Raw genomic sequence first — 14,789 nt, forward strand, 5'->3', positions numbered from 1 at the left:
TCAACTGCGATCCGGGTTGGCCAGCGTGGTCAGTTCACGGATCAGGTGCCGTTCCCGTGCCTGCTTGTCGTTTTCCAGCGCCTCGTACTCGGGCGCCAGTTCATCGAGGCTTTGCGGGGACTCGTCCAGGGCGCTGACCTGCGCCCTGTACTGCTGCTCGATGGCGTCGAAGCGTGCTGCGTAGGTCTGGCGCAGGTATCGGCACCATTCCTCATTGCTCGCGGCATACCTCAGAAACGACTCACCCTGCTCATCCCGGTGTACCTGGTCCATCGCCGCTGTCAGCTCGCTGCGGCTGACATCGGCAAAGGCTTCGTAGAGCATGTTGTCGTCGGGTACACCCAGTTTCAGCTCCTGGTTCAGCCCGCGGCGATAGGCCAGGCGGACCTCCGCCTCGTCCCGACCCTTGGCTTTTCCGCGGGCGATCTCATCCAGTCGGTACAGGCGGTAGAGGCGCGTGAGTTCCTGGTAGAGCGTATGTTCCGTATCGCCCGCTGCTGTCAGCAGGCTACGACTGTCGATCAGCAGCTCGATGTTCTGGAACACCAGCAATGCCCCGTCGTGGCAGGTCTGGCTGCCGGTGTCCGGTTGTACCAGCGCTTCCTGAGCAATGGCGTTGAACAGCGCGCGTTCTTCCGGCCTGACCAGCGCCTTGATCAGGACCATGCGCACGCGCTGGCAGAAGGACGGGCGGGTGGCGCCATTGCGAAAAGGGGCTGACTGCTGCAGGCGCCCGACCAGCGACAGCAGGTTGCCCGCATCGCCTGCCTGCTGCAGTTGCTGCCAGGCATCGCGCAGTGCTTCGTTTTCCAGTTGTGCGCCTTGCAGCCAGGCCTCCAGGCGTGGCTGGTCCTCGACAAGGGGTAGGATTGGATTATGCAGGTGTCCTCCCGCCAGCTCTTCGTCAGAAGACGTCGCGGTCAGCAAGTCATCGGGCAGGCTCATGGCGAAGGTGAAGTTGCGCTGGGTATCGGAGGATGTGCGTGCGCGGAACATGGTGCTGCGGGTCAGTGGGTTGTCGAACAGGGCAATGGACGACACGGGGAAGTCATGATCGAGGTTGCTGAAGATGTGTTCAGGCAGTTCGGTCAAGCGGTTCTCGCTCAGGTCGAGCAGTTCCAGCGGCAGCAGGCTGTCCAGCCAGGTGGGCCAACGCTCGATGCCCATGTTGTTCAGCTCGAGCCGGCTCAGGTTGCGCAAGGTTTCGGGCACCTCGGTGATGTTGCCCAGGCGGTTGCCGGCCAACTCCAGTGTGCTGAGATTGCTCAATGTGCCGAACGTGGCAAGCACGCCGTCATCGATTACCAGGCCCATGTCGCGCAGGGACAGGTAGGTGAGCCTGGGAAGCCGCCGCAGTGCCGTCGGCAGCGTCTGGCTTGGCTGGGTGTGTTCGACGAGGCTGAGGTTTTCCACCAAGGGGAAGCGCCTCAGAAAGTCATCCAGTTGAGCGCTCGTGCTGCTGATCCTGGCCAGCGACAGGCTGCGTACGCGTTGGTGGAAGAAAGCCGGCAGACTCGGAGGAAAATGCTCCAGGGCGATGTTCTCCAGGCGCAGTGTTGTCTGGCGCATGCCCAGTTCCTGGTTGCGCCAGAACGTGTTGATGCTGACCCCGATCCGGTTGCGCATGGCGATGGCGCCCTGGCTCAGCGGCGCCGTCGAGCTTGAGGCGTTGGCCCAATTGTCGAGAGCATCGCGCAATGCTTCGCGCTGCTGGGTGTAGTGGCGCAGCCGGGCATTCAGGGATGGTGAAATGTCAGCATGGATCCGTCCGGCCTGACCCTGCTGATTGAGCATGATGCGCAGCAGTTGATCCTCGATGATGGGATTGCCTTCCAGGGCAATGAACGAGTGGGTGGCAAGGTCCGGTTCGTTGCTCATGAGAAAGCTCGGTAGTGAGCGGATACGGTTGTCGCGCAGCGAGACCTCCCTGATGCGGGTCAGCGGGCGCGGCCTGAGGCCTTGGGGCCAATGGTCGAGCTCCATGCGCTCAAGGCCCAGGTAGTCGAGCGTCAGGCCTTCGAAGGCTTGGTAGCTGTGCGATAACAGCCGATTGCCATCCAGTGTGAGGCGTCGAAGGTGGGGCAGCGCTCTCAGGCTCTCGATCTCCCTGCTCGACAACGCCAGGTTCAGGTTGGTGATGCTCAGGGATTCGAGTTGTGGAAGGCGGCGGGTAAGCGAGCTGAGGTCGTACAGGAAATTGGAGGCAGGCGCGTTGTCGACATAAGGGCGGGTGACCTCCAGTGAGCGTAAGCCTGGGAACTGCTGGAACAGGTTAGTGAGCAGGCGCTCGCGTCTTCCCAGGCTCGAAGCGCTGCCGTGGGACGGGTCGATGAGCTGAAGATGCCTGACACTTTCGCCAAGGAATGTGGGCAGGTCGGACGGGAAGGTGTCCAGGGCGACCTGTTCCAGGCGAAGCGGCGTCGCTTCGTGAGGTGTCACAGGCAGGAGGTTGTCATACCAGTGCTGGATGAGCCGCTCATGCAAGGTGTCGATTGCGTCGGTGTCATGCCCTGCCGCGGCGGTAATCGCTTGTCGCCATACGGCGAGTGTGCCGCGCAAGGTCGTGTGTTGTTCGAGCAATGCTTGCAAGCGCAGGTTTATCTCGCTTCGGCTCAGTCCGCTGCCTTCCAGGTCGGCCAGTATCTGGTCGGCCGTGCGCGTCGTGTGTACGGGCAGACCAGTCTCCCTGATCATGCGCAGCAGGGTGTGGCGTGTGAAACCGCCGCCAGTGCCGCCAGTGCCGCCCAATGGGTATCCCAGGCGGCCATCGGCCAGGCGCATCGGCGAGTGGAAGCCTTGACGCACGGGCTGCATGCGCAACACCTTTCTCAGCGCCTCGCGCGAAAGTCGAGGCCGCTGGCGAAGCAGGCGCTTGAGTGCTTGCGTGTAGCTCGCTCCCAAGTTGCCCAGTACGGTGATTGCGGGTGTCGGCAGGGCTTTCATCAGCGCACTGTAGAGTGTGTCGTGAAGCATCTCAGAGGCTTGCGGGGCACTGCTGCCGTCGACGATATAGCCGTTTGTCGTGCTGAAAATGATGGCGTTGGGCTCAGCGGTCTGTGCTCCGATTCGTGTGCGCTCGGCGGGCCAGTGCAGGTGTTGCTCCAGATCGATGACCGTATCGGCGGGCCAGCCGGGAAGCTGTTCCAGCGTATGCAGGATCAAGCGGTCAGTGTCCCAGCTGCGTACCGCGTCCAGATACAGCCCTTCATAGGCGCGTGCCAGGCGAACCTGCTGCTGGTAGGTGCGGGCCTCTGCGGCAAGACGGGCGTGGATCCTGCCTTTATCCAGGCTTTGCAACTGCACCTGGCTGGCATTGCGCAACAGCTCTTCGATGACGGGAAGCGGCAGCTGTGGATAACGTTGCCGCAGGGTGGCGCCGCGAGCGGTGGGCTTGGTGTACAAAAGGTCGTAGCGCTTCTGGAACGTCTTGCGCAGCATGTGGGGTTCAGTCACCGATGTGCGTAGATCCCGAGCCAGCTTGAAGCGAGACAGCGTGTCTTCCAGCAACGCCGGCAGGCGCAGGTTCCGGCTGACGACCCGGCGCAACACGGACTCATCGGTAGCGCTGACTTCAAGTATCTGGGCCAGGGTGGTTTCGTCGAACTCCGCAGCCAGCTGGCCTGCTCGGTTGGCCAACTGCTTCAGTGGCCATGCCTGTGGTCGATCCAGGCCATGCAGCCATGCACCTGCGCCATTGTGGCGCAATCGAGGTTGATAGCCATGGGGGCTTTGCGGGTGTACGAGGACGTAGTCGTGGGGCGCTGTAACGGGTCTGACTGAAAACAGGCGGTCTTCCAGCGCCAGCCAGGTCTTGCCTGCGTGGTGGTACAAGCCGAACTCATCCGCCTTCAAGCCTGCAGGCAGCACAATGTCATGGGCAAACGGTTTCAGGTCCGGGGACCACAGGCGGATATCGCCGTCGGGCCTGCGCACGGGCTCCAGTTCTTCGACAAATGAAGGCGTCTCGACGGTGATTTTCTCGATGGCAGGTTTTCCGCTGCTCGCCTCCCAGACCCCCAGTGCTGCCAACTGGGCAACGTTTTCAACCACGTCCACCAGGTAGGCCAGGGCTTGCTGCCTGTCGCCCCGCGCCCAGCTGGCAAACCCTTCGTACACCTCATGCCCCAGTTGCAGCGCGGTCAGTCCCAGCATCACCGGGCCCAGGGCCGGCACGAAGAAAACGCCCAGGGCCAGGGCGTCGAAGGCCAGGCCGGTGTAGTACGCCAGCTGTTTCTGCGCTGTTATCCGGTCTTCCGTCGCGGTGGGGACCGCGTGGAACAGGGCATCGTCCCTGAGCCTTTGACGTTTCTGCTCGACCAGCGCCTCGCGCAGTCCTTGCCCGAAGGGCTGCTGTGCCACCGTCACTCGGGCGTTCGGATCGCGCACACGGTTTACCGTGCCGCCGTACTGGCCCGGAATGACCTTGGAGGTACTCCAGTCCACCGGTTGCAGGCAGTCCAGCAACTGGGTGAAGACGGCACTGCTGTCGCGAGCCGGCACGCTGTCGAGCAATTGCCGGCGGGTCATGGCCCCCAGCTGTTCGCGCAGGTAGGCCTGCAGTGCCTCGGCGGTGGCGTGGTGCTGCAAGGGGATTCGCGCGCCGGGCAGGTAGGTGACCAGCCAACCCTGGAAGGGCAGATGAAACGCAGGGTAGCGCGCCGGCAGGCTGGGACCGGACTCGACACCGAAGATCAACGCGCCCGTTACCGAGCTGCCGAACAGTTGCAGGAAGGTCGCGCCCAGCGGGCGGCCTTCGAACTCGGCCTGGCCGTGTTCGACCAGCTTGAGCAAGGCCGTATACAGCGGCTGTTCGAGCCTTTCGCCCAGATAAGCCCTGTGCAGCTCCAGGCGCAGGGTGCTCAGTTCCGCGTCGCCGAATACCTTGGCCGCCTGCGGATCCGCCTGGCAGACCGTTTCGATCAGCGCCTGGTACTGACCACCGATGTCCAGCTCGCGGGAGAGTGCCGCGAATTCGCTCGGCGAGATCTCGACCTGGTTGCCGCTGGGTACCACGCCCACGAACGCATTGCTGTCGAGCACCCGTGAGCTGAGCCTGGCGGTATCCTGCCCACCGGGCAGCGCATGTTCGGCCTCGAAGTTCTGCAAGGCGCTGTGCAGCAAGGACTGGGTGGCTCGTCTGAACGACCGCGCCGCCTGAACGATCGGGTCGCCGTAGGAGGCGTCCTGATAAGCCTCGGCCCGGCGGGCGTTGAACAGATAGGTGCTGTTCACGTCCAGCTCCAGGTCAAAGCGCTGCTTGACCGCCTGGGTCAGTTGCTGCGTGGCGAACTGCCGTAGATCGGGTAGCTGCTTGAGCAGCCTGGTCACATCGTCCTGGGTCTTTCGATGGGTGCCATATTCCTGCACCAGTTGTCGGGCGATGTCCGGATGGGCCAGGCAAGCCCTGTCGAGCCAGGCCCTTGGCCGGCTCAGGGCATTGCGCATGTGGGCATGGGCCGGCTTTGCGACGTGCTTCAGCCAGTCAGGCATCTTGTCGGCGATCAGCCGTTTCGACAGTGAGCCTATGGGTTCGTCCGTTGCTGGCGTGCCAGCGACGCCGTTGTTGTTGACGCTCATGATGGGGCCTCGATGGAAGGGAGGCCCGGATGGTATGGACTGATTCACCGGCCAAGGACATAACATGATCTGGCCGTCAGCCCTGTCGGTATGCATCGGAGCCCGCACGAGAGCATGCTCAAAGCGCAATTCAGGTTTATGATGCCCAACGGCAGACAATATCCTCACACGGAGTGCGCGATGCAGACCCTCTACCCGCAGATCAAACCCTACGCCCGGCACGATCTGGCCGTGGAAGCGCCGCATGTGCTGTATGTCGATGAGAGCGGCTCGCCGGAAGGTCTGCCCGTGGTGTTCATCCACGGTGGCCCGGGCGCGGGCTGCGATGCCCAGAGCCGTTGCTACTTCGACCCCAACCTGTACCGTATCGTCACTTTCGACCAGCGCGGCTGCGGTCGCTCCACGCCCCACGCGAGCCTGGAGAACAACACCACCTGGCACCTGGTCGAGGACCTGGAGCGCATCCGCGAGCACCTCGGCATCGACAAATGGGTGCTGTTCGGCGGCTCCTGGGGCTCAACCCTGGCCCTGGCCTACGCCCAGAAGCACCCCGAGCGCGTGCACGGCCTGATCCTGCGCGGTATCTTCCTGTGCCGCCCGCAGGAGATCCACTGGTTCTACCAGGAAGGCGCCAGCCGTCTGTTCCCCGACTACTGGCAGGACTACATCGCGCCGATCCCGCCGGAAGAGCGCGGCGACCTGGTCAAGGCCTTCCACAAGCGCCTGACCGGCAACGACCAGATCGCCCAGATGCATGCCGCCAAGGCCTGGTCCACCTGGGAGGGCCGCACCGCGACCCTGCGCCCGAACCCGCTGGTGGTCGACCGTTTCTCCGAGCCGCAGCGCGCCCTGTCGATCGCTCGCATCGAATGCCACTACTTCACCAATAACGCCTTCCTCGAACAGGACCAGTTGATCCGCGACATGCCGAAGATCGCCCACCTGCCGGCGGTGATCGTGCATGGCCGCTACGATGTGATCTGCCCGCTGGACAACGCCTGGGAGCTGCACCAGGCCTGGCCGAACAGCGAGCTGAAGGTGATCCGCGACGCCGGCCATGCCGCCTCCGAGCCTGGCATCACCGACGCCCTGGTACGCGCCGCCGACCAGATGGCCCGGCGCCTGCTCGACCTGCCCCTGGAAGAAGCATGAAGGGGCTGATCCAGCGCGTGCGCGGCGCCCGGGTGGAGGTGGCGGGAGAAATCGTCGGCGCCATCGACCAGGGGTTGCTGGCGCTGGTGGCGGTCGAGCCTGAAGATTCGCCCGAGCAGGCCGACAAGCTGTTGCACAAGCTGCTGAACTACCGGGTGTTCAGCGACGAGCAGGGCAAGATGAACCGCTCGCTCAAGGATGTCGGCGGCGGCCTGCTGCTGGTGTCGCAGTTCACCCTGGCCGCCGACACCCGCAACGGCATGCGCCCGAGCTTTTCGACGGCTGCGCCACCGGCCCTCGGCGCCGAGCTGTTCGACTATCTGCTGCGCCAGGCACAGGCTCGGCACCCGCTTGTGGCCAGTGGTCGCTTCGGTGCAGACATGCAGGTGCATCTGGTCAATGATGGCCCGGTAACATTTATGTTACAAATATGAGGTCAAAAAACCCTTTGTTTGTCGAAAAACAAGGGGTTTTGTACGATAAATAGTTTGTTCAGCCTGATGCGTTGTAACGCGACCTGCTGGATAATCGCGCGCTGCATGAACCTGCGTTCGCAGGTTCGTTTCACTTTGACTCGAGCATTGTCAGGATCCGTTTGGGGAATCATTACGCCCTCACGGGGTCCGAACAGTGCTCGCCAACCCGGCATTGGTCGCTGGCCGTTGGTTTCATGATCTGTTTTCGGCGAGGATTGCTCGTGATTGTAAGCCCCTGTATTGCACCTAGAATCCCCGGTACCCGGCTGCGCAAGGCCATGCTGGCCGGCGTGGCGCTGGTCGGCCTGTTGAGCGCGGGCCAGCTGTGGGCATTCAATCTGGACGACGTTGCAGCCAAGGCAAAGGATCTGGCCGGTCAGAAGTTCGAGGCACCAAAGAGCAACCTGCCGCCGGTGTTCCGCGACATGAAGTACGCCGACTACCAGAAGATCCGCTTCCTGCAGGAAAAGGCCGAGTGGGCCAAGGACAAGACGCCGTTCAAGCTCTCGTTCTACCACCAGGGCATGCATTTCGACACGCCGGTGACCATCAACGAGATCACCGCCAACAAGGTCAAGGAAATCAAGTACGACCCGAGCCGCTTCGAGTTCGGTGACGTGCCGCATGACGCCGAAGCCACCAAGAACCTCGGTTACGCCGGTTTCCGCGTGCTCTACCCGATCAACAAGGCCGACAAGCAGGACGAGATCATGACCCTGCTTGGCGCCAGCTACTTCCGCGTGGTCGGCAAGGGCCACCGCTACGGCCTGTCGGCCCGTGGCCTGGCCATCGACACCGCGTTGCCGTCCGGCGAGGAATTCCCGCGCTTCCGCGAGTTCTGGATCGAGAAGCCCAAGCCGAACGACAAGCACCTGGTGATCTACGCGCTGCTCGACTCGCCGCGCTCCACCGGCGCCTACAAGCTGACCCTGCGTCCGGGCGAGGACACCCTGGTCGACGTCAAGTCGCGGGTCTACCTGCGTGACAACGTCAGCCGCCTGGGCATCGCCCCGCTGACCAGCATGTACCTGTTCGGCCCCAACCAGCCATCCAAGGTCATGAACTACCGTCCGGCCCTGCACGACTCCGAAGGCCTGGCGATCCACGCCGGCAACGGCGAGTGGCTGTGGCGTCCGCTGAACAACCCGAAACACCTGGCCGTGAGCAACTTCAGCGTCGAGAACCCGCGTGGTTTCGGCCTGCTGCAGCGCCAGCGTGACTTCAGTGACTACGAAGACCTCGACGACGAGTACGAGAAGCGCCCGAGCGCCTGGATCGAGCCGAAGGGCGACTGGGGCAAGGGCACCGTCGACCTGGTCGAGATCCCGACCGCCGACGAGACCAACGACAACATCGTGGCCTTCTGGAGCCCGGAAAAGCTGCCTGAAGTGGGCAAGCCGTTCGAGTACGACTACCGCCTGCGCTGGACCATCAAGGAAGACCAGCTGCATTCGCAGGAACTGGGCTGGGTCAAGCAGACCCTGCGTTCCACCGGCGACGTCAAGCAGTCCAACCTGATCCGCCAGACCGATGGCACTGTGGCCTTCCTGGTCGATTTCATCGGCCCGAACCTGGCCACCCTGCCGGCCGACACCGCCGTGCGCAGCCAGGTCAGCGTCGGCGACAACGCCGAGGTGGTCGAGAACAACCTGCGCTACAACCCGGAAACCAAGGGCTGGCGCCTGACCCTGCGGCTGAAGGTGCAGGATCCGAAGAAATCCACCGAAATGCGCGCCGCGCTGCTGCGCGACGTTCCGGTCGAACAGCCCAAGCCGGCCAAGCAGGACAAGGCCGCGGCCAAGCATGCTCACGCCAAGGCCGAGAAAGCCAAGGCCGAGAAGGCTGCCGAGCAACCCGCCGCCGATGCGGCATCCACCAACGGGACCCCGGCCACCACCGAGAAAGTGCTGACCGAGACCTGGAGCTATCAGTTGCCTGCCGATGAGTAACTCAAGCGCAAGGCCGGAATCGCTGAGCGAGTACCTGGCCCACCTTCCCCTGAGCGACGAGCAGCGTGCGGAACTCGCCCGCTGCACCTCCTTCAGCGAGCTGCACCAACACCTGGCGGCCCAACCGGCCGCCGGCACCGCCGAGGCCGCCCAGGCTTCGGTGGGTTCCCGTCTTACCGTCGGCAGCGCCGCCGAGCTGGAAGAGGCCGAGATGCTCGGCGTCGATGCCGGTGGGCGGCTGTGCCTGAAGATCGCGCCGCCGATCAAGCGCACCAAGGTCGTGCCCGAGCCGTGGCGCACCAACATCCTGATTCGCATGTGGCGGCGCATGACCGGCCGCACCAACGCCCCGCAGCCGCCCAAGCGCGAGCTGCCGCCGGCGCGCTGGCGCACGGTCGGTTCGATCCGCCGTTACATCCTGCTGACCCTGATGATCGGCCAGACCCTCGTCGCCGGCTGGTACATGAAGGGCATCCTGCCGTATCAGGGCTGGTCGTTCGTCGATTTCGACGAGATCCTCAACCAGCCACTGTGGGACACGGTGGTGCAGGTGTGGCCGTATGCGCTGCAGACCTCGATCCTGGTCCTGTTCGGCATCCTGTTCTGCTGGGTGTCGGCGGGCTTCTGGACCGCCCTGATGGGCTTCCTCGAGCTGCTCACCGGGCGTGACAAGTACAAGATTTCCGGCAGCAGCGCCGGCAACGAGCCGATCGCGCCCGAGGCGCGCACCGCGCTGGTGATGCCGATCTGCAACGAAGACGTGCCACGGGTGTTCGCCGGCCTGCGCGCCACCTTCGAGTCGGTGGCCGCCAGCGGCAACCTCGACCGTTTCGACTTCTTCGTGCTCAGCGACACCAACGACACCGACATCGCCGTCGCCGAACAACAGGCCTGGCTCGACGTGTGCCGCGAAACCAAGGGCTTCGGCCGCATCTTCTACCGTCGCCGCCGGCGCCGGGTGAAGCGCAAGAGCGGCAACCTCGACGACTTCTGCCGTCGCTGGGGCGGCGAGTACAAGTACATGGTCGTGCTCGACGCCGACAGCGTCATGAGCGGCGAGTGCCTGAGCAGCCTGGTGCGCCTGATGGAGGCCAACCCGGACGCCGGCATCATCCAGACCGGGCCGAAAGCCTCGGGCATGGACACCCTGTATGCGCGCATGCAGCAGTTCGCCACCCGCGTGTACGGCCCGCTGTTCACCGCCGGCCTGCACTTCTGGCAGTTGGGCGAGTCGCACTACTGGGGCCACAACGCGATCATCCGCATGAAGCCGTTCATCGAGCACTGCGCCCTGGCGCCGTTGCCGGGCAAGGGCGCCTTCGCCGGCGCGATCCTCTCCCACGACTTCGTCGAAGCCGCGTTGATGCGCCGTGCCGGTTGGGGCGTGTGGATCGCCTACGACCTGCCGGGCAGCTACGAAGAGCTGCCGCCGAACCTGCTCGACGAGCTCAAGCGTGACCGTCGCTGGTGCCACGGCAACCTGATGAACTTCCGCCTGTTCCTGGTCAAGGGCATGCACCCGGTGCACCGCGCGGTGTTTCTCACCGGGGTGATGTCGTACCTGTCGGCGCCGCTGTGGTTCCTGTTCCTGGTGTTGTCGACGGCGTTGCTGGCGACCAACACGCTGATGGAGCCGCAGTACTTCATCGAGCCGTTCCAGCTCTACCCGCTGTGGCCGCAGTGGCATCCGGAGAAGGCCATCGCGTTGTTCTCCACCACCATCGTGCTGCTGTTCCTACCCAAGCTGCTCAGCATCATCCTGATCTGGGCCAAGGGCGCCACCGAGTTCGGCGGGCGCATCAAGGTCACCCTGTCGATGCTGATGGAGATGCTGTTCTCCATGCTCCTGGCGCCGGTGCGGATGATCTTCCACACCCGCTTCGTGCTGGCCGCGTTCCTCGGCTGGGCCGCGACCTGGAACTCGCCGCAGCGTGACGACGACTCCACGCCTTGGAGCGAAGCGGTGCGTCGCCATGGTCCGCAGACCCTGCTGGGCATCGCCTGGGCTGGGCTGGTGGCCTGGCTGAACCCGAGCTTCCTGTGGTGGCTGGCGCCGATCGTCGGCTCGCTGGTGCTGTCGATTCCGGTGTCGGTGATTTCCAGCCGCACGCGCCTGGGCCTGGCGGCCAAGGACGAGAAGCTGTTCCTCATCCCCGAGGAATACGCAACGCCCCAGGAGCTGCTGGCGACCGACCAGTACACCCACGAGAACCGCTGGCACGCCCTGCATGACGGTTTCGTCCGTGCCGTGGTCGACCCTCGCCAGAACGCCTTGGCCTGTGCCATGGCCACGGCGCGTCACGGTCAGGCGGCCCCGATCGAGGCGCTGCGCGCCGAGCGCGTGGCCAAGGCACTGGAAGTCGGCCCGAAAGGCCTGGACCTGAACACCCGCCTGGCGCTGCTCAGCGACCCGGTGGCGCTGGCGCGCCTGCACGAGCAGGTGTGGGCCGGGCATAACACGGCGTGGATCGATGTGTGGCGGGCGTCCATCGCCAACGACCCGCACTCGCCGCTGCTGCCGCTGCATCCGGAGAACGTGGCCCAGCCAGCCCTGGCCGGCGCCTGACCCTTCCTTGGGGCCGCTTCGCGGCCCTTTCGCCGGCAAGCCGGCTCCCACAGGTGCAACACGATCCTTGTGGGAGCCGGCTTGCCGGCGATACGAGGGCAAAGCCCTCGTTCTTCGCCATCTTTTGGCCAACAAAGTCCCCCCCGGCTCTAGGTCCGGCGCCGCGCATGCGTTAGCATCCGTCCCGATATTGCGCATCGGTCTGTCGGACCGTGCTTACAAGAAAAATCTGCGTACTTCTTGCTAGGGGACTTGGTGATGATTAAGAAATACCTGTCGCGACTGCTGGTAGGTGCGACCGCCCTGATCGCGGTGACCGCCGCCCAGGCCGGCGCCATCGACGACGCGGTCAAGCGTGGCACCCTGCGCGTGGGCATGGACCCGACCTACATGCCGTTCGAAATGACCAACAAGCGCGGTGAGATCATCGGCTTCGAAGTCGACATCCTCAAGGCCATGGCCAAGTCCATGGGCGTCAAGCTGGAGATGGTCTCCACCGCCTACGACGGCATCATCCCGGCCCTGATGACCGACAAGTTCGACTTCATCGGCAGCGGCATGACCCTGACCCAGGAGCGCAACCTGCGCCTGAACTTCAGCGAACCCTTCATCGTGGTCGGCCAGACCCTGCTGATCCGCAAGGAGCTGGCGGGCGAGATCAAGTCGTACAAGGACCTGAACAACGAGAAGTATCGCCTCACCTCCAAGCTCGGCACCACCGGCGAGATGGTCGCGAAGAAGCTGATCAGCAAGGCCAAGTACCACGGCTACGACAACGAGCAGGAAGGGGTGATGGACGTGGTCAACGGCAAGGCCGACGCCTTCGTCTACGACTCGCCGTATAACGTGGTGGCGGTGGAGAAAGCCGGCGCCGGCAAGCTGGTGTTCCTGGAGGAGCCCTTCACCTACGAGCCGCTGGCCTTCGGCCTGAAGAAAGGCGACTACGACAGCATCAACTACATCAACAACTTCCTGCACCAGATCAAGCATGACGGGACCTACGATCGTATTCACGACAAGTGGTTCAAGAGCAAGGAATGGCTGAAGGAAATGGAATAAGGCCCGGGCCAAAACCCCAGGCGCTGACCTCGACGCGCAGGCAAGCCCTGCGCGTTTCGCTTTTACGGAAGTACCCCACGTGATCAAACACAAGAAAGCACAGTGGCCCTGGCATGGGCTGACCGCGCTGGTCCTGGTGGGCCTGGCGTTCAGCTTGTATCTGGCCACCTCGATGATTTCCTACGAGTGGCGCTGGAACCGTGTTCCGCAATACTTCGCCTACAAGGCCGAGGAAACCCAGCGTGCCGCCAACCCTGGCACGGTCGAGGAAATCGTGGTGTCCGGCGACAACGCCCGGGTCACCCTGAAGGACGAAAGCGGCGACACCCAGGTCGTCGAAGTGGCCAAGGACAGCATGTTGCTGGCCCGTGGCGACGACGTGGCCGAGGGCGATGCTATCGGCGTCACCCGTCACTGGGCCGCCGGTCCCTTGGCCTGGGGCCTGTGGACGACGCTGTGGATCTCGGTGATCTCCGGTGCCCTGGGCCTGGTGATCGGCCTGTTCGCCGGGCTGTGCCGGCTGTCGAACAACCCGACCCTGCGTGACCTGTCCACCGTCTACGTCGAGCTGGTGCGCGGAACGCCGCTGCTGGTGCAGATCTTCATCTTCTACTTCTTCATCGGCACCGTGCTCAATCTGTCCCGCGAGTTCGCCGGGGTGGCGGCGCTGGCACTGTTCACCGGCGCCTACGTGGCCGAGATCGTCCGTGCCGGCGTGCAGTCGATCGCCAAGGGCCAGAACGAGGCGGCGCGTTCGCTGGGCCTGAACGGCGCCCAGTCGATGCGTCATGTGATCCTGCCGCAGGCGTTCAAGCGCGTGCTGCCGCCACTGGCCGGGCAGTTCATCAGCCTGGTCAAGGACACTTCGCTGGTGTCGGTGATTGCCATCACCGAGCTGACCAAGAGCGGCCGCGAGGCCATCACCACCTCGTTCTCGACCTTCGAGATCTGGTTCTGCGTGGCGGGCCTGTACCTGCTGATCAACCTGCCGCTGTCGCACATCGCCAGCCGGCTCGAGCGGAGGCTTGCGCAAAGTGATTGAAGTCCGTGACCTGCTGAAAGTCTTCGACACCCGTGGCCAGGTAGTGCGCGCGGTGGACAACGTCACCACCCAGGTGGCCAAGGGCGAGGTGGTGGTGGTGCTGGGGCCTTCGGGCTCGGGCAAGTCGACCTTCCTGCGCTGCCTGAACGGCCTGGAGCATTTCGACGAGGGGCATGTGTCCATCGGCGGTTTGCAGCTGGACGACCCGAAAACCGATATCAACGCCTACCGCCGTGAAGTCGGCATGGTGTTCCAGCATTTCAACCTGTTCCCGCACATGACCGTGCTGGAGAACCTGTGCCTGGCGCAGAAGGTGGTGCGCAAGCGCAACAAGGCCGAGCGCGAAGCCAAGGCCCGGGCGTTGCTGGAAAAGGTCGGTATCGCGCAGAAGGCCAACGAGTATCCGTCGCGGCTCTCCGGTGGCCAGCAGCAGCGGGTGGCCATTGCCCGGGCGCTGGCGATGGACCCGAAGGTGATGCTGTTCGACGAGCCGACCTCGGCGCTTGATCCGGAGATGGTCGGGGAGGTGCTGGATGTGATGAAGACCCTGGCCCAGGAAGGGATGACCATGGTCTGCGTGACGCACGAGATGGGTTTTGCCCGGGAAGTGGCGGATCGGGTGTTGTTCTTTGACCACGGGAAGTTGCTGGAAGATTCGCCACCGCAGGAATTCTTTGCTGCGCCGAAGGATGTGCGGGCGCAGGCGTTTTTACGGCAAGTTTTGTGATTGTGTTTAGACCTGCGTAAACCGTGGGTGCAATGTATATGATCAAGCTGTTCAGGCCTCTTGCTATATATTGGCGAGAGGTCTGACAGTCGAAACACCACTGCCCTCCAGTCAAAAAACACTCATCTCTTGATCTTGATCTTGCTTCTAAGTGCGCGATAGTTCAGGCGCCGCCAATTGCGACTTCAGGAGGCCGAGCGGAGTTCTTGCGGAGGGAGGTGACGGGCATGGATGCCCGTCA

The 14,789-nt window shown here is 63.8% G+C and carries 8 protein-coding genes; 7 read left to right on the forward strand and 1 reads right to left on the reverse strand.

Features of this window, described 5'->3' with window-relative positions; all coding sequences use genetic code 11:
- On the reverse strand, positions 1–5,823 hold the full coding sequence (locus tag HU735_RS25850) for a DUF6543 domain-containing protein (protein WP_186716278.1): 5,823 nt from the start codon (positions 5,821–5,823) through the stop codon (positions 1–3).
- Between HU735_RS25850 and pip the strand changes: the two genes are divergently transcribed.
- From pip to HU735_RS25885, 7 genes are all read left to right on the forward strand, one after another.
- Entirely contained in the window at positions 5,758–6,729 is a 972-nt protein-coding gene (gene pip / locus HU735_RS25855) for a prolyl aminopeptidase (RefSeq protein ID WP_050707271.1), read from the forward strand. The two genes, HU735_RS25850 and pip, sit on opposite strands and share 66 nt — an antisense overlap.
- Positions 6,726–7,163 (forward strand): D-aminoacyl-tRNA deacylase, encoded by a 438-nt coding sequence (gene dtd, locus HU735_RS25860; RefSeq protein ID WP_186716279.1) that lies wholly within the window; start codon positions 6,726–6,728, stop codon positions 7,161–7,163. Before pip ends, dtd begins: the two co-directional genes overlap by 4 nt.
- A gap of 263 nt (positions 7,164–7,426) precedes the next feature.
- A complete protein-coding gene (locus tag HU735_RS25865; protein ID WP_218188901.1) occupies positions 7,427–9,154 on the forward strand; it encodes a glucan biosynthesis protein G in 1,728 nt (575 codons plus the stop codon).
- Entirely contained in the window at positions 9,147–11,720 is a 2,574-nt protein-coding gene (gene mdoH / locus HU735_RS25870; RefSeq protein ID WP_186716280.1) for a glucans biosynthesis glucosyltransferase MdoH, read from the forward strand. Before HU735_RS25865 ends, mdoH begins: the two co-directional genes overlap by 8 nt.
- A gap of 261 nt (positions 11,721–11,981) precedes the next feature.
- A complete protein-coding gene (locus HU735_RS25875) occupies positions 11,982–12,779 on the forward strand; it encodes a transporter substrate-binding domain-containing protein (RefSeq protein WP_186716282.1) in 798 nt (265 codons plus the stop codon).
- 79 nt (positions 12,780–12,858) lie between these two features.
- Positions 12,859–13,821, forward strand: coding sequence for an amino acid ABC transporter permease (locus HU735_RS25880; protein ID WP_186716281.1), 963 nt, complete (start codon positions 12,859–12,861; stop codon positions 13,819–13,821).
- Positions 13,814–14,548 carry an amino acid ABC transporter ATP-binding protein gene (locus tag HU735_RS25885; RefSeq protein ID WP_186716283.1) on the forward strand — a complete coding sequence of 245 codons (735 nt, stop codon included), beginning with the start codon at positions 13,814–13,816 and terminating at the stop codon, positions 14,546–14,548. Before HU735_RS25880 ends, HU735_RS25885 begins: the two co-directional genes overlap by 8 nt.
- Positions 14,549–14,789: the final 241 nt, after the last annotated feature.

This window comes from Pseudomonas sp. BW16M2 (assembly GCF_014268865.1).
Classification (GTDB): domain Bacteria; phylum Pseudomonadota; class Gammaproteobacteria; order Pseudomonadales; family Pseudomonadaceae; genus Aquipseudomonas; species Aquipseudomonas peradeniyensis.

Coding starts and splice junctions, on each gene's coding strand:
- pip (WP_050707271.1), top strand. CDS start 5,758: ATGCAGACCCTCTACCCGCAGATCAAACCCTACGCCCGGCACGATCTG.
- HU735_RS25850 (WP_186716278.1), bottom strand. CDS start 5,823: ATGCGGCGCTTCCACGGCCAGATCGTGCCGGGCGTAGGGTTTGATCTG.
- dtd (WP_186716279.1), top strand. CDS start 6,726: ATGAAGGGGCTGATCCAGCGCGTGCGCGGCGCCCGGGTGGAGGTGGCG.
- mdoH (WP_186716280.1), top strand. CDS start 9,147: ATGAGTAACTCAAGCGCAAGGCCGGAATCGCTGAGCGAGTACCTGGCC.